This window comes from Flavobacterium frigidarium DSM 17623 (assembly GCF_000425505.1).
GTDB lineage: Bacteria > Bacteroidota > Bacteroidia > Flavobacteriales > Flavobacteriaceae > Flavobacterium > Flavobacterium frigidarium.
Genome location: NZ_AUDO01000007.1, coordinates 255,334 through 270,755, shown reverse-complemented (window position 1 = coordinate 270,755; position 15,422 = coordinate 255,334). Strand labels below are relative to the sequence as shown.

Annotated in this window: 16 protein-coding genes; 6 read left to right on the top strand and 10 right to left on the bottom strand. The window is 32.6% G+C overall.

Translation table 11 applies throughout. From position 1 onward, the window contains the following. On the bottom strand, nt 1-185 hold a 185-nt coding region (locus tag H603_RS0105050; RefSeq protein WP_026707550.1), incomplete at its 3' end, for an ISAon1 family transposase N-terminal region protein. 307 nt (nt 186-492) lie between these two features. On the opposite strand from H603_RS0105050, the gene H603_RS0105045 reads away from it, so the two are divergent. The 6 genes from H603_RS0105045 (at nt 493) to H603_RS0105020 (ending at nt 6,219) form a co-directional block, all read left to right on the top strand. Then, on the top strand, nt 493-1,032 hold the full coding sequence (locus H603_RS0105045; RefSeq protein ID WP_026707549.1) for a lysozyme inhibitor LprI family protein: 540 nt from the start codon (nt 493-495) through the stop codon (nt 1,030-1,032). A 282-nt stretch (nt 1,033-1,314) separates the two neighbouring features. Further along, nucleotides 1,315-2,124, top strand: coding sequence for an enoyl-ACP reductase FabI (locus H603_RS0105040; RefSeq protein ID WP_026707548.1), 810 nt, complete (start codon nt 1,315-1,317; stop codon nt 2,122-2,124). A 136-nt stretch (nt 2,125-2,260) separates the two neighbouring features. After that, nucleotides 2,261-3,259 carry a glycosyltransferase gene (locus H603_RS0105035; protein WP_026707547.1) on the top strand — a complete coding sequence of 333 codons (999 nt, stop codon included), beginning with the start codon at nt 2,261-2,263 and terminating at the stop codon, nt 3,257-3,259. 1 nt (nt 3,260) lies between these two features. Continuing rightward, the gene (coaE, locus tag H603_RS0105030) at nt 3,261-3,857 is read left to right on the top strand and encodes a dephospho-CoA kinase (protein ID WP_026707546.1); all 597 of its coding nucleotides are present in this window, start codon (nt 3,261-3,263) and stop codon (nt 3,855-3,857) included. Nucleotides 3,858-3,916: 59 nt separating this feature from the next. Further along, entirely contained in the window at nt 3,917-5,500 is a 1,584-nt protein-coding gene (locus H603_RS0105025; RefSeq protein WP_026707545.1) for a sensor histidine kinase, read from the top strand. 5 nt (nt 5,501-5,505) lie between these two features. After that, on the top strand, nt 5,506-6,219 hold the full coding sequence (locus H603_RS0105020; protein WP_026707544.1) for a response regulator transcription factor: 714 nt from the start codon (nt 5,506-5,508) through the stop codon (nt 6,217-6,219). Nucleotides 6,220-6,422: 203 nt separating this feature from the next. Here the strand turns inward: H603_RS0105020 and H603_RS0105015 are convergent, their stop codons facing one another. The 9 genes from H603_RS0105015 to H603_RS0104975 form a co-directional block, all read right to left on the bottom strand. After that, nucleotides 6,423-7,163 carry an acyl-[acyl-carrier-protein] thioesterase gene (locus tag H603_RS0105015; protein ID WP_026707543.1) on the bottom strand — a complete coding sequence of 247 codons (741 nt, stop codon included), beginning with the start codon at nt 7,161-7,163 and terminating at the stop codon, nt 6,423-6,425. 8 nt (nt 7,164-7,171) lie between these two features. Then, nucleotides 7,172-8,098 (bottom strand): tRNA (adenosine(37)-N6)-dimethylallyltransferase MiaA, encoded by a 927-nt coding sequence (gene miaA / locus H603_RS0105010; RefSeq protein WP_026707542.1) that lies wholly within the window; start codon nt 8,096-8,098, stop codon nt 7,172-7,174. Between the two features lie 170 nt (nt 8,099-8,268). Next, a complete protein-coding gene (locus H603_RS0105005; RefSeq protein ID WP_026707541.1) occupies nt 8,269-9,096 on the bottom strand; it encodes an ion transporter in 828 nt (275 codons plus the stop codon). Nucleotides 9,097-9,111: 15 nt separating this feature from the next. Beyond that, nucleotides 9,112-10,473, bottom strand: a complete 1,362-nt coding sequence (locus H603_RS0105000) for an exonuclease domain-containing protein (RefSeq protein WP_026707540.1) — start codon at nt 10,471-10,473, stop codon at nt 9,112-9,114. A gap of 75 nt (nt 10,474-10,548) precedes the next feature. After that, on the bottom strand, nt 10,549-11,208 hold the full coding sequence (locus tag H603_RS0104995) for a YggS family pyridoxal phosphate-dependent enzyme (RefSeq protein WP_026707539.1): 660 nt from the start codon (nt 11,206-11,208) through the stop codon (nt 10,549-10,551). A gap of 26 nt (nt 11,209-11,234) precedes the next feature. Continuing rightward, complete coding sequence (locus H603_RS0104990; protein ID WP_026707538.1) at nt 11,235-12,449, bottom strand: DUF1015 domain-containing protein; 1,215 nt, start codon at nt 12,447-12,449, stop codon at nt 11,235-11,237. 74 nt (nt 12,450-12,523) lie between these two features. Next, complete coding sequence (locus tag H603_RS0104985) at nt 12,524-13,411, bottom strand: 3-hydroxyacyl-CoA dehydrogenase family protein (protein WP_026707537.1); 888 nt, start codon at nt 13,409-13,411, stop codon at nt 12,524-12,526. A 57-nt stretch (nt 13,412-13,468) separates the two neighbouring features. Next, complete coding sequence (locus tag H603_RS0104980; protein WP_026707536.1) at nt 13,469-14,434, bottom strand: Gfo/Idh/MocA family protein; 966 nt, start codon at nt 14,432-14,434, stop codon at nt 13,469-13,471. A gap of 153 nt (nt 14,435-14,587) precedes the next feature. Beyond that, complete coding sequence (locus tag H603_RS0104975; protein ID WP_026707535.1) at nt 14,588-15,208, bottom strand: alpha-ketoglutarate-dependent dioxygenase AlkB family protein; 621 nt, start codon at nt 15,206-15,208, stop codon at nt 14,588-14,590. Nucleotides 15,209-15,422: the final 214 nt, after the last annotated feature.

The following is a 15,422-nucleotide window of genomic DNA, read 5'->3' as shown; positions in this document are numbered from 1 at the left end:
GTTATCTCATTGAAGAATCCTTTTGAACTTAATTTGTTTTCACGGTACTCTTTTGGTATCGAATTAATCTCCTTTAAATATAGATGAAGAATTTCTTCACCTTTTTTATAAGAAGTAAGTTCAAAATAATCAACGATAATTTCTGGTGACAATAGCTTGAGAAGTTCAACAAAGGAATCTTGCATTTGTATTTAATTTAAAATACAAATATCGAAATTTAATATTTCCCCACAACTTTCTGACTTGATCCAAAAAAATTCAATATTTCTCCTGGCTTTTAAAGATAGAATAAGGAAATGCGCACTATTTTTTATCTTATTATTCAAAATTCTACAGAATCATTTGTGCTTCTGTATTTATTAATATGCATTTTTAATAAAATTTTTGGATAGTTGTAAAATGATTGTATTATTTTCGGGTGATGCTTTGCTGCATAATTATTGTTTATGTAGCTCATTATACCATCAATCATAAATTTAAGAATTATAAGTAATGATAAGAAATATTTTTATAGTACTCTTGTTGACATCGTCATTTGCAAACGCGCAAGCAGAACTCACTGCGGATAAAGTCGCTAAAATTACGAATCAAGTTGATCGACTGGCTGTTAAGTATAAAGATTCTGTGAGTAAAAAGTTTGGAGAAAAAGAGATGTCTTTAGATACTGAATTTAAAACAGATCTCTACCGTGTCGAAAAAATAGCTGATCTTAAAGTTGCTGTGGATTATTCTACTGCAGGGATGACTGCTGCCATGGTTGATCTTAATAGGGATTATGATCAATTATTAAATAAATATTATGGTATTTTATTGAAAAAACTCAAGGGTGAAGATCAAGAAAAATTAAAATTAGCGCAACGCAATTGGATTAAGTTTAGAGATAGCGAAATTTTAGTGATTACTACAGTTTCAAAAGATCAGTATTCAGGTGGCGGTACCATACAAAGTAATATAATGGCTGGCCGTATAAGTGACTTAACGAAAGAAAGATTATTTGCTATTAAGGGTCATCTCAATCAATTTGTAGAATAAATTTGAAACTCGATGTAGTAATTTTATTATATATTTAACTTCAGATTCTTATTAAATAAAATAGCACATAATAAATCTAAATTTTTTATGCTATCACCAAGATATTCGGCATGGCTTAACTTTAAAAGAAAAAATTTCTGGCTGGAATTTTTATTGAATATGTAAAAAACGGTGGGACTGCAAGTCGTAGATTGCGATAGGGTTGTGATCCTTTAGTTTAAAGTAAGTCGCTATTGCAGGCCAATGTTTGAAATTGTATTTTTGAATGTTCTTAAAAATTAAATTATGTACAATTTATTAAAAGGTAAAAGAGGAATTATTTTTGGTGCTTTGGATGAGAATTCGATTGCTTGGAAAACTGCTGAACGTGTTCACGAAGAAGGTGGCGTATTTGTGTTAACAAATGCTCCAGCAGCAATGCGATTAGGTAATATATCAGATTTAGCTTTAAAAACTGGTGCTCAAGTAATTCCTGCTGATGCAACTTCAGTAACGGATTTAGAAAAATTAATTGAGCAGGCGATGGATATCTTAGGAGGTAAAATTGATTTTGTTTTACATTCCATAGGGATGTCAGTGAATGTTCGAAAGGGTAATCATTACACAAATCAAAATTATGATTTTACTCAAAAGGGGTGGAATGTTTCTGCAGTTTCTTTTCACAAAGTATTACAGGTTTTATATAAAAAAGATGCTATGAATGAATGGGGTAGCATTGTTGCTTTGTCATATATGGCCGCACAACGTGTGTTTCCAGATTATAATGATATGGCGGACAATAAGGCATTTTTAGAATCTGTAGCTAGAAGTTTTGGGTATTTTTTTGGAAGAGATAAAAAAGTACGAGTTAATACGATTTCGCAATCACCTACGGCTACAAAAGCGGGTCAAGGAGTGAAAGGTTTTAACGGTTTTATCGCATTTGCTGATAAAATGGCTCCTTTAGGAAATGCATCTGCTTTAGACTGCGCTAATTACACGGTTTCAATGTTTTCTGATTTAACAAAAATGGTAACCCTTCAAAACTTATTACATGATGGGGGATTCTCTAATGTTGGAGTGAGTCAGGAAGTGATGGAGATGTTTGAATAAAAGCTAATTATTAAAAAAAAAGAGTATCGAAACCAACATTTAATAGCTGTTGGTTTTTTTTATTGATAATGTTAAAAAGTATATCTTTGCGCGCTAAAATAGCTTGTTTAAGTATAATTAATATTCCATAGCGCTTATGTTGTTCTCACTGATAATTCCAGTATACAATCGTCCAGATGAAGTTGATGAACTTTTAGAAAGTTTAGTAAAAAGTAGCTATAAAAATGATTTTGAAGTGGTGTTGGTCGAGGATGGATCTACAATAAGATGTGAGGAAATAGTTTCAAAATACACTCATAACTTATCGATATCATATTATTTTAAACCAAATTCAGGTCCTGGGGATTCTAGAAATTATGGTATGAAAAAAGCTAAAGGAGATTACTTTATCATTTTTGACTCTGATTGTATCATTCCAGTACAATATTTAGATGAAGTTGATAAAGCTTTAAAATTAAATTATGTGGATTGTTTTGGAGGACCGGATCAAGCTCTTGATAGTTTTTCGAACATTCAAAAAGCTATTAATTTTGCTATGACTTCTTTTTTAACAACAGGTGGAATTCGTGGTGGTTCAGAGAAAATAGATAAATTCCAGCCAAGAAGTTTTAATATGGGAATTTCGCGTAACGCTTTTGAAGCTTCAAAGGGTTTTGGCAATATTCATCCTGGTGAAGATCCTGATTTATCTATTCGATTATGGAATTTAGGTTTTGAAACCAAACTCTTTTCTAATGCGTATGTATATCATAAGAGAAGGATAGATTGGGATAAGTTTTCGATACAGGTTAATAAATTTGGCAAAGCAAGACCTATACTGAATAGTTGGTACCCAAAACACAATAAGCTAACATTCTTTTTTCCAACTTTGTTTATTTTTGGGTTTGGTCTTTCTGTTTTTCTGTTACTATTTACAGTAGATATTTTCATTAAATTATACTTTATCTACTTTTTAATTGTTTTCATTAGTGCAGCATATAAAAATAAGAGCTTAACTATAGGTGTACTTTCGGTAGTAGCAGTATGGAAACAATTTTTTGGGTATGGTACAGGTTTTATGAAATCATATCTAAAAGTTATTATATTAAAACAGAGACCACAAGAGGCATTTCCCGAATTATTTTTTAAATTATAATATGGTAAAAATTATAGGTTTAACGGGAGGAATAGGAAGTGGGAAAACAACAATAGCCCATCATTTTCATTCTTTAGGAGTGCCTATTTATATTGCAGATGATGCCGCCAAACAGGTAATGCAAGAAAAAAGTATTATTGAGTCTTTAAAAAACTTATTTGGAGATTCAATCTTTGAAGGTGAGCAACTCAATCGTGGTGCTTTAGCTTCAATTGTGTTTAACGATTCTGAAAAATTAGCACAACTAAATTCAATTGTTCATCCTGTCGTAAGAGCACATTTTGATAATTGGATTCAAAACCACCAGAGCGCATCTTACATTATCTATGAAGCTGCCATCTTGTTTGAAAGTGGTAACTATAAAAAATGCTATCAAGTTATTTGCGTTACTGCGCCACTGGATGTAAGAATTCAAAGAATATTAGGGAGAGATGACACAAATCTTGAAGCAGTACAAGAACGCATAAATTCGCAATGGACTGATGAGCAACGTATCAATAAAAGCGATTATATTATTGAAAATGTTGATCTCGCACTAGCGAAGTTAAAAGTCGAAGAAATTCATAAAATTTTATTGATTAAACAAAACGGTCAGTAGATGTTAATGTTTGGTTAATAGATTATCATTCATACTGTTAAAATGTTAATTTTGTTCTGATGAATAAATTTTTTTTTAGAATACTAGTTTTATTAATGAGTTTGTCCTTGATAGGGATCATACTTGTACAAGTTTATTGGTTTATTAATTCGTTTAAAAATAACGAAGAGCAATTTAAATTTCATGTTACACAAGTAATTGGTAATGTGGCTGATAAGATGCAAAAGCAAGAAGCCTATTCCTTTTTAGATAGATACAATCGCATTAAGGATAGTACGGGAACAATACCTAAGAAAGAGGATTTGTTAGAGGTATATTATTTTGAAAGAAATACCAAAACTAATAAAACATACGTTTATTCGAATAGTATCATCTCTGAAGATTTTAATATTTCATCATCATTGTTCAATAAAAAATTGAATAACGAAAAATTTAAAAGTTTTAGTTCAAAAAGGACTACTGAAGTTTATAACAATAACGGTGTCGATAAATCAAATATCAAGCAAAATTTGATGCCAGACGTAACTATTGAAAAATCGGGAAACCTTGACGTACTAGACAAAGTACAATTTGAGATTTACTATAAAGATTTTGCTGCAGCCAAACCTTTGCAAGAACGTATATCAAATGAGGCTTTGCAAAAACTAATAAAAAAGGAGTTGGAGCAATTTGGGGTAAAAACCAAATTTGAATATGGTATTTATAGTAATGGTATCGCCACACCTATAAAATCGGCCGATTTTCAATATGATAAGGAGTCAACGTATTCAACACCTGTATATACAGATAATGAAGGAAACGAAAAATACAAGTTATTAGTTAGTTTTCCTCATAAAAAGAAGTTCTTACTATCAGAGCTGATAAGTCTAAGCGTTTTATCAATAATTTTCACGTTGATTATTATTATTGCTTATTCTAGTGCTTTGAATCAATTAATAAGGCAACGTCAAATTTCTGAGATCAAAACAGATTTCATTAATAATATGACACATGAATTTAAAACACCTATTGCGACGATAAATTTAGCGTTAGATGCTATCCGTAATCCTAAAATTATTGATGATCGCGAAAAAGTGATGAAGTATTTGCAAATGATTCGGGATGAAAATAAACGAATGCATGCGCAGGTAGAAAATGTTTTAAGAATTTCTAAATTAGAGAAGAAGGAGCTCGATATAGAAAAAGAATCCTGCGATGTTGTAGATGTAATTAACGACGCTATTGAGCACGTTAATTTGATTTTAGAAGACAGAGAAGGAACAATAGTAAGTCATTTTAATGCTGATAGAACTTCAGTTTTGATCAACGAAGTGCACTTTACAAACGTGTTAGTTAACGTTTTAGAGAATGCAATAAAATATTCTCCAGATATTCCTCGCATCGAGGTTTTTACAGAGAACATAAAAGACATGATTTTAATAAAAGTGAAAGACAACGGATTAGGAATGAGTAAAATTGCTCAAAAACGTGTTTTTGAAAAGTTTTACAGAGAACACACCGGAGATTTACACAATGTCAAAGGTCATGGATTAGGATTAGCTTACGTTAAAAGAATTGTTGAAGACCACAATGGTCAAGTATATGTAGAAAGCGAAAAGGGAAAAGGAAGTACCTTTATCATAAAAATACCACTAATAAATTAGATACTATGGAAACTATAAATAAAAAAATACTTCTTGTTGAAGACGACTTAAATTTTGGAGCTGTACTTAAGGATTACTTAATGTTAAACGATTTTGAAGTTGTTTTAGCTAAAAACGGAATGGAAGGTTTCGAAAAATTTAAAAAAGACACCTACGATTTATGTATTCTTGATGTAATGATGCCTTACAAAGATGGGTATACATTAGCTAAAGAAATTAGAGAGAAAAATAGCGAGGTGCCTATTATCTTTTTGACTGCTAAATCAATGAAGGAGGATGTTTTAAAAGGGTACAAAGCGGGAGCAGATGACTACTTAAACAAACCTTTTGATTCTGAAGTATTGTTGATGAAAATCAAAGCAATCATTCAAAGGAAATCTTCTGATATGAAAAGCGAGCAAGTTCAGTTTGAATTCAACGTGGGTAAATTTCACCTTAATTCAAAATTGAGATTTTTAACTTTCATGGAACAAGAGCCTATTAAATTATCTCCAAAAGAGAATGAATTATTAAAAATGCTAATTTTACACGAGAATGATTTAATGCCAAGAGAGTTAGCCTTGACAAAAATCTGGAGAGATGACAACTACTTCACATCAAGAAGTATGGATGTTTACATCGCTAAATTGAGAAAATACCTTAAATTAGATGAAGATGTTGAGATCTTAAATATTCACGGTGAAGGTTTTAGATTAGTTGTAAAAAACAAAACAGTATAATTTATACTACTTAGATATAAGAAAGGCTTCGAGAAATCGGAGCCTTTTTATTAGAAACTAATCCTGCTTTCCATTACAAGATTTTTCATAAAAAAAGAATTTCCATTGTCTTAAAAAGAGCTTCTTATAGTCGCTTTTTTAAGTCATGAAATTCTTTTTTTTATGTGCAAATGCTTTTCACTTCAATCAGGGTTAAATTTTTTTTACTTCAAATTTAACTGCAGTGCAAAGCAGTTTTTTTCCTCTTTTGATATACTAAAAATGTAGGCATCTTCAGCTACATTTTCATGAATAACAACTTTGTCTTTCAATGAAAGTTCTTTTAGGAAATTCATTTCAAAGCTCTTTATTCTTTGATATAATATCGTTTTTTCGTCTACTAAATCTAGACACCATTCTAAGTACTTGACATTATTTACATGGTTCACTATATCTAAATCAGATAAGCTAACCGCTTTTTCAAATAATATCTCTTTTTCAGTACTAATGTAAATCTTAGAGAATCCTTCTACAGTTGCTTTTTTTTCAGGATATAGTTCAAAGTGGTCGTGAGCTAATCCTAATGCTTCAGGTCGTCGTCTTTGTGTATTAAATACAGCCCAAAAAGTTTCTGCACCAATTATTTTTTTACCATTTACGTGTACTTCTAATGCACGAATCGATCTTGAATTTTCTAATGTATTGATCCACGTAGTAACAGTAATAATGTCGCGCCATTTTGGTAAAGCGCTTACTTCGACGCGCATTCTGCTTAAAACCCACGCTTGGTTGAATTCTTGCATATCTGAAAAGCTAATTCCACCAACATCTGAATGTGCAGCGGCAGTAAGTTGCAAGGTATTACAAAGCTCTGTGTATTTTAAAAAGCCGTTAGGCATGCATTGCGAAAAATTGACTTCCCAATCTTTACTTAGTATAGACGTGAAATTTGGACTTATTGGCATAGGAAATATTATGTAATTTGAGTTTTTGTATTTATGTATTCGAAGACTTCTTGATAGGGTGTTTCAAAATTGAACCATTTTGTATTTTCATCTCGTTTGAACCAGGTAAGTTGCCTTTTTGCAAAGCGACGCGTATTTTTCTTGATCTCTTCGATAGCAAAATCTAATTTTATTTGACCGTCGAAATAATCAAAAAGTTCACGATAGCCAACCGTTTGTAAAGCATTCAAACTTTTATTAGGATACAGCTTTTTAGCTTCTTGCAATAAGCCACTATTCATCATAATATCAACGCGCTGATTGATTCTATTGTATAAAACGCTACGTTCTGCCTCTAGACCAATTAGAATAGGAGTGAAGTTACGACTATGCTGTTTTTGATTTAAAAATGAAGAGTAAGGCTTTCCAGATCCTATACACACCTCTATAAAACGCATCATGCGCTGTGGGTTCAATAAAGTTTGCGGATTATCTTGAGATAATGTTTTATAGTATTCAGGGTCCAACAATTGTAGTTGTTGTTGTAAATAATTAATCCCTAGCTTTTCGTAGTTTGCTGTAACGTTTTCTCTAACGCTATTTTCTATTGCAGGAAACTCATCAAATCCTTTCAATACGGCATTAACGTATAAACCTGAACCACCAACTAAAACAACGTAATCATTCTCTAAGAAAAGGGTATCTAGTGTGGCTATAGTTTCCTTTTCATAATCACCCACAGTATAGTTTTCAAAGATGGACTTATTTTGTATAAAGTGATGTTTTGCAGCAGCTAGTTCTGCATCGTTAGGGACTGCAGTACCAATAATCATTTCTTTAAAAAATTGGCGGCTATCACAGGAAACAATTTCGCAATTGTAATGATTTGCTATATGGATACTCAAGGCAGTTTTGCCTATGGCTGTGGGTCCTATAATTATAATTAAGTGCTTCATATTGTTTTTTAGCCCAGATAAAAATGAAAACCCCGGACGGCTGCAAGTTACTATTTCTTACCGAAAAAGAGCGCCCTTAGAAGCTCCTTTTATGGAATAGAAATTGAACTTGCAGCGGGAGGAGTTGTAGTGAATAGCTGGAATTAGCTCCATCATATAATTTGTAAATTCTAAAATTTATGTCCGCATCTTGGACAATAATTGGCGTCAGTGGGATAGTCTTCAGCACCACATCCTTCACAAGGTGTGTGACTACTAGTAGTAGGCTTTTGACTATTTTTTGCAATTTCGGCAGTTACAATTCCCGTGGGAACCGCAATAATTCCATACCCTAAAATCATTACAAATGAGGCTATGAATTGTCCCAATGGCGTCACTGGAGAAATATCACCGTAACCTACTGTTGTTAAGGTTACAATTGTCCAGTAAATGCTAGCAGGTATACTAGTGAAGCCACTTTCTTTTCCTTCAACAATGTACATTAGTGAGCCAATAATGATGGTAATTATCAAGACAAAATAAATGAAAACGACAATCTTGCCTCGACTAGCATTGATGGCTTGTTTTAATTGTACAGACTGATTTGTAAATTGTGGATGATTTAAAATTTTGAATAAACGCAATAATCTTAGGGAACGCACGACACTAAATATACTTGTACCAAGAAAGAAGATAGATAAATACATAGGCATAATTGCCAGTAAATCAATGATGCCGTAGAAACTGAAAATATATTTCCATGGTTTGTCTATCGATATAATGCGCAAAATATATTCTACAGTAAAAAATATAGTGATAATCCATTCTAAAGTTACTAGTTCTAAATGGTACTTTAAATCAAAGGAATTTACAGTTTCCATCATGACAAGTACTACACTTAATAGTATAAGTCCAAGCAAAATTAAATCAAATAAGCGACCCGCTTTTGTGCTGGTACCATAAATTATGATATGCACTTTTTGTCTAAAAATGTCGTACTGTGATTTAACTTCCCCCATGAAAAGTAGCTAGTTTTAGAATTTTATCAGTTTGGGTTTTTTCTCTTTGCGTAAGTAAGACTGAATAATGTTTTTAACATCTCTGTTATTGATCATTGGAATCAGTATGTTTTTAAGTACTTCCATATTAGTGATTTGGTAATTCAAATCATAGAAGGCATACCCTTTGTAAATTCCATTTTCAATAAGTATTGCGCTACGCTCGCTAATAGTTCTGCCACGATCTACAATCACCATGTTTTGACTTTCAAATTCGCTGGCTTTTATAAACTCCTTTACACGCTCATTGTACTCTTGAGTAGAAACTAAACCTATACAGGCACCGTCGCACTCCTTAATTTTATATTGAAAACAAGCAGTTTTAGTTTCATACAATCCCGTATATTTTTGGCATAAATGATACTTTTCAGTAACTCTAAAGAGCATGTTTTTCCCTTCAAGTAGAGAAGTAAAAGAAGTAATCTCTTTCTTTCTACCATCTGCTTTTTGCAATTTTAGGTTAATATAGCCCTCCTTATCAACTTCGGGATACAGCGCCCATTGAAAAATATTTTTGCGTTGCGCACGATTGTATCTAGGTTTGTGAATTTTTATTTCTTGACTTTCTTTTAATAAAGCTACAAGTTCACTTCCGGTTTCTTCATAAGTAACCGTAAAAACTTCAGCTTGTATTTTTTTAGAACTATTGGTAATACCAGTAAAATGTTGATTGATTCTTTTTTTGATATTCTTGCTTTTCCCTACGTAAATCAAATCTCCTTTTTCATTGTAAATGTAGTACACTCCAACAATATTAGGTAGATCGCGAATAATATCTTGCAGGCGAGGAGCAAGGCCTTTCTCTATTTTTAACTTGATAAAATCTTTAACAATTTCCTTGTGCACGTCTTTTTCTAAAAGCATTTGGAACAACTTCACAGTAGCAAGTGCATCGCCACTAGCCCTGTGTCGGTCGGCCATTGGTATTCCTAAGGCACGCACTAGCTTACCCAAACTATGGGAAGGTTGCTCCGGTAATAACTTTTTAGAAAGTTCAACTGTGCATAAAGTTTTCATCGTGAAATCATAACCCAATCTCTTGAACTCAGTTCTTAGGATTCGGTAATCAAAATCAGCGTTGTGAGCAACAATCACACAGTCCTGAGTTATCTCAATGATGCGTTTTGCTACTTCATAAAACTTTGGTGCCGAAACCAACATAGAATTATTGATTCCGGTTAATTTCACCACAAATGGCTGAATGGGTATTTCCGGATTTACTAAACTAATGAATTGGTCTACAATCTCATGACCATCATATTTGTAGATAGCAATTTCAGTAATTCCCTCTTCATTAAATGCTCCTCCAGTTGTTTCTATGTCTAATATTGCGTACAAATTTCTTTCTTTAATGTTGCTGATATACCCATTTCTATTTAAGATAAATAAGTATAAAATAATGTTACGATGAACTTATCGTCCGCCAAAGATACTGCTTCCTATTCTAACCATGTTGCTACCACAGTTAATTGCTTGTTTGTAATCTCCAGACATTCCCATAGAAAGTATCTCGATGTCACTTCCTACAAATGTATCATTTTTTAATTTTTCGAAAATAGAATGGAGTTCGTTAAATTCCTTTTTAATTTGGTTTTGATTATCCGTGAATGTTGCCATTCCCATCAAACCTACAATTCGTATATTTTTTAAATCTTTGAAAGAATTAGAATTTATTAACTCTAGCAACTCCTTCTGGTCTAATCCAAACTTTGTTTCTTCTTCAGCAATGTGCATTTGCAATAAGCAATCAATTGATCGTTCATTTTTTAATGCTTGCTTATTAATTTCGCTTAACAATTTTAAACTATCCACACCGTGAACTAGACTCACAAATGATGCCATATATTTTACTTTATTAGTTTGCACATGACCAATCATGTGCCACTGAATATCTTTTGGCATTTCTTCCCATTTCTCAGCCATTTCTTGGATTTTGTTTTCTCCAAAGATGCGTTGACCAGCATCATAAGCCTCCATCAAGTCAGCTACAGGCTTTGTTTTAGAAACAGCGACAAGGGTTACTTGTTCAGGAAGTGTACTGTTTATTTCTTGTAAATTATTTGCTATCGACATCATACTTATTATTTTTTAAGCGGAAATTACAATTCATATATAACGATTCCGCTTCTAAACTTAGGTTCAATATACGTACTTTTTGGTGGCATTATCAAATTATTATCTGCTAATGCCTTTATTTCACTAATATTTGAAGGGTAGAGTAGGAAGCCTACTTTAAATTCACCTTCGTCAATTTGGTTTTTCAACTCTAAGATGGATTGTTTACCAGATAGGTATTCAATACGCTCGTCATTACGAAGATCGACAATGGCTAATAAAGGCAGTAAAACTGTATTGTATAAAATTTGGGTATCTAAACTTTCAAGAGCGTTATTTGCTTTAAGCAGCTCTGGTTTTAATTTTAAACTGTAAAAATCACCATCTAGATACATACCAAATTCATTTTTAATCGAAGGTTGGTACGGCTGCTGGTATTTATTTTCGATAATAAAATTCAACTGAAGTTTAGATATAAAAACCTCCTTGCTCAAACCGTTAAGATCTTTAACAACGCGATGAAACTCGTAGATTTTTATATTATTTTCAGATATTAGGTAACTTAGTAAATGAGCTTTGTTAGTGTCTTCGGGATCTTCTTCAGATAATAACCGAGCAGCTTCTGTGCGATGATGTCCATCGGCGATGTACAGCGAATCGACCTGGCTGAAGACGTTTTGAATCCAAGCTATTTCCACTTCATTATCAATTTTCCACAAGTAATTAATTTCTTTTTTTGTGGTCGAAAATTCAAAGTCGGCTAATTTATCTGTTTGATTAAGAATCCACTCTTCAATTTCACTATTATCAGGATAAGTCATTAAAACAGGCTCCGTATTAAACTCAGAATATTTCATGTATTCTTTGAGTAAACGAACTCTAAAAGCCAATGTTTCCTCGTGTTTTTTGATTTTATTATTGCGATAATCATCAATGTTAGCTGCTACAATCAAACCAGTAAAAGATTGATGTTTAGTTACAATTTTATGAATATAAATAGCGGGCTTCGCATCTTTTACAATGATGTTTTCATTTTTAAAATCTTGGTATTTTTGATGAACTTGTCGGTATCTTTTTTCAAAAGTCACCGTTTCCTGATTATTGTATGCAGGTTTTATAACATGTAAAAATGATAAGGGATTGAAGTCTAATTGTGCTGCTAACTCGGCAGTAACATATTCTTCATAAGAGCGGCAAGTTACTAAGCACACTTTATCACGAGTAGGACGAGCGGCCTGAAAAGGAATTATTTTTGCCATAATGAATCAAAAATAAAGCCCAAAATAAGCCACATGTCTTTAAAGAACAAGTGGATTATTTTGGACTTCTTAAACTATATAAATTGTTTCGAAATCTTCTCAGCTTTCTTACTTTCAGAATAATCATAGAAACCTTCTCCAGATTTCACTCCTAATTTTCCAGCACGTACCATATTTACTAATAATGGACATGGAGCATATTTAGGATTTTTAAATCCATCGTACATAACATTCAAAATAGCGAGACAAACATCTAGACCTATAAAATCAGCTAGTTGTAAAGGTCCCATAGGATGACCCATACCTAATTTCATTACCGTATCGATTTCGTACACACCTGCTACTTTGTTGTATAGCGTTTCGATTGCCTCGTTTATCATTGGCATTAAAATTCTATTGGCAACAAAACCAGGATAATCATTAACCTCTACGGGCGTTTTTCCAAGTTTCTCAGAAAGTGTCATAATCGTTTGAGTCACTTTATCACTAGTACTGTACCCGCGAATGATTTCGACTAACTTCATGATCGGCACCGGATTCATAAAGTGCATTCCAATAACACGCTCTGGATTTGAAACAACAGCTCCTATTTGTGTTATAGATATTGAAGAAGTGTTTGTTGCTAGAATAGTATCTGCTGCACAAGCTTCATTAAGTTGTTTGAAAATTTCTAATTTTAAGGCTACATTTTCGGTTGCTGCTTCAACAACCAAGTCTGCACCTACGACACCGTCTTTAATGTCAGTGTAGGTAATTATATTTGTAATCGTCTTTACTTTATCTTCGGCTGTAATACTTCCTTTAGTTACCATTCGATCAAGATTGGCTGCAATTGTCGCCATTCCTTTGTCTAATGATTTTTCTGATACATCAATTAATTTAACGGTGAAACCGCTTTGTGCAAACGTATGAGCAATTCCGTTACCCATTGTTCCAGCACCAATTACTGCTATTACTTTCATTTAATTTATTTTTTAATTTAAAGTCTTCTCGTTTAACTTATAAATTCTATTTTCTTTCTATTTCTTGAAGCAATCAATAATTTGATAGGCTACTTTCAAAGCATCTGTAGCTTGTTCAAGAGTGACTACCGGAGTTGTGTTATTTGTGATCGCATCTGCAAAAGTTTCTAATTCATCAAGTATTGCATTGTTTTGCTCCACTTCAGGATTAGAAAAATAGATTTGCTTTTTTACTCCTTCTGCATTTTGTAAGATCATATCAAAATCACCTGGAACTTCAGGAGCATCCTTCATTTTGACTACCTCACATTTTTTCTCTAAGAAATCCACAGATATGTAGGCGTCTTTTTGAAAGAAACGCGTTTTACGCATGTTTTTCATTGAGATGCGGCTTGCAGTAAGATTGGCAACACAGCCATTTTCAAATTCTATTCTTGCATTAGCAATGTCTGGCGTGTCACTAATTACAGAGACACCACTCGCGCTAATATTTTTAACCTTTGATTTAACCACACTTAATATGACGTCAATATCATGAATCATTAAATCTAGCACCACTGGAACATCGGTTCCACGAGGATTAAATTCAGCAAGACGGTGCGTTTCAATAAACATTGGTTTATCAATCATATCTTTTGATGCGATAAATCCTGGATTGAAACGTTCTACATGACCTACTTGTCCTTTAACATTATATTCCTTAGCTAAAGCGATAATTTCGTCAGCCTCTTCAATAGTATTTGATATGGGTTTTTCTATAAAAACGTGCTTACCAGATTTGATGGCAACTTTTGCACATTTATAGTGAGAAAGTGTAGGGGTAACAATGTCAATGACGTCTACAGCATGTATAAGTGAAGCTATGGTACTAAAGTGTTCGTATCCAAATTCTTTAGAAATCTTATCAGCATTTTCTTGATTAGGGTCATAAAAACCAACTAATTCATATTTGTCAGATTGTTGTAGTAATCGTAAATGTATTTTTCCTAAGTGACCAGCACCTAATACTCCAATTTTCAGCATAATGATGTAATTTGTACAAAAATAGCAATTAATACTAACATTAAATAAGGAATCAATACAATTGTTGGAGCAAATTTTTTGAATTAAAAATGGCTCATAATTAGATAAAAATAATGATGTTGAGTGGTTTTTTCTTTTAACAATTTTTAGAAATTACGGTTGTTCTTTCATAACAATTGTTCTAAAAGTAAGATTCACTCTAGGTTTAGATACTAATTTAGTAGGAGGTAAGCGATGCAACCAATGCGTTTGTGTTTCGTCTTTCATAACAAGCAAACTACCATTTTGTAAAATTATAGTGATTGTTTCCTTTGTATGCTTGTTTTTAAAGGCAAATTTTCTTTCGGCCCCAAAACTCATAGAGGCAATCGCTCCATTTTTCTTCAAATCTTTTTCGCCATCACTATGCCAAGCCATCCCTTCACTGCCATCGTGATATAAATTTAGAAGGCAAGAGTTGTAGGTTTCACCCGTAGTTTCCTCTGCCAGTGTTTTCAAATGCAATAATTCATTGGTCCATGGTAAGGCTTCTTTGGTTGTATTCGAATAGGTATATTTAAACGAACTATCACCATACCAAGCGACCTTTCTTTTAGTAATAATCAATTTTCCAAAGATGATGGCTTCATCGTTTTTCCAAACTATTGTCTCTAATAGTTTATTTAAATAATCATGAGCTTCACTTTGAGTCATTAGTGTACCGTAATAATGTACGGTACCGTCATGCGGTAGTAAATTGATCTGGCTCTGCGGTTGATCGTTAAATAAGTCCATAATAGTATAGCTGTAATGAGTGATTAAAGTTCGTTAGAATATGCTAGATTTCAAATACTATTTAACTCATTTTTTTAGTCGAAAGTAAATTTTAAATTTCGAAAATACAGTACATTAAAGTTTAGTAAGATAAAGTAGGTACCGGTTGTTAATTTACTGTTAAAAAATCATAAATAAATTAAAATAGAGATGGTTAAATTTATTTTTGAAAGAG

Coding starts and splice junctions, on each gene's coding strand:
- H603_RS0105045 (WP_026707549.1), top strand. CDS start 493: ATGATAAGAAATATTTTTATAGTACTCTTGTTGACATCGTCATTTGCA.
- H603_RS0105035 (WP_026707547.1), top strand. CDS start 2,261: ATGTTGTTCTCACTGATAATTCCAGTATACAATCGTCCAGATGAAGTT.
- coaE (WP_026707546.1), top strand. CDS start 3,261: ATGGTAAAAATTATAGGTTTAACGGGAGGAATAGGAAGTGGGAAAACA.
- H603_RS0105025 (WP_026707545.1), top strand. CDS start 3,917: ATGAATAAATTTTTTTTTAGAATACTAGTTTTATTAATGAGTTTGTCC.
- H603_RS0105020 (WP_026707544.1), top strand. CDS start 5,506: ATGGAAACTATAAATAAAAAAATACTTCTTGTTGAAGACGACTTAAAT.
- H603_RS0105015 (WP_026707543.1), bottom strand. CDS start 7,163: ATGCCAATAAGTCCAAATTTCACGTCTATACTAAGTAAAGATTGGGAA.
- miaA (WP_026707542.1), bottom strand. CDS start 8,098: ATGAAGCACTTAATTATAATTATAGGACCCACAGCCATAGGCAAAACT.
- H603_RS0105005 (WP_026707541.1), bottom strand. CDS start 9,096: ATGGGGGAAGTTAAATCACAGTACGACATTTTTAGACAAAAAGTGCAT.
- H603_RS0104995 (WP_026707539.1), bottom strand. CDS start 11,208: ATGTCGATAGCAAATAATTTACAAGAAATAAACAGTACACTTCCTGAA.
- H603_RS0104990 (WP_026707538.1), bottom strand. CDS start 12,449: ATGGCAAAAATAATTCCTTTTCAGGCCGCTCGTCCTACTCGTGATAAA.
- H603_RS0104985 (WP_026707537.1), bottom strand. CDS start 13,411: ATGAAAGTAATAGCAGTAATTGGTGCTGGAACAATGGGTAACGGAATT.
- H603_RS0104980 (WP_026707536.1), bottom strand. CDS start 14,434: ATGCTGAAAATTGGAGTATTAGGTGCTGGTCACTTAGGAAAAATACAT.
- H603_RS0104975 (WP_026707535.1), bottom strand. CDS start 15,208: ATGGACTTATTTAACGATCAACCGCAGAGCCAGATCAATTTACTACCG.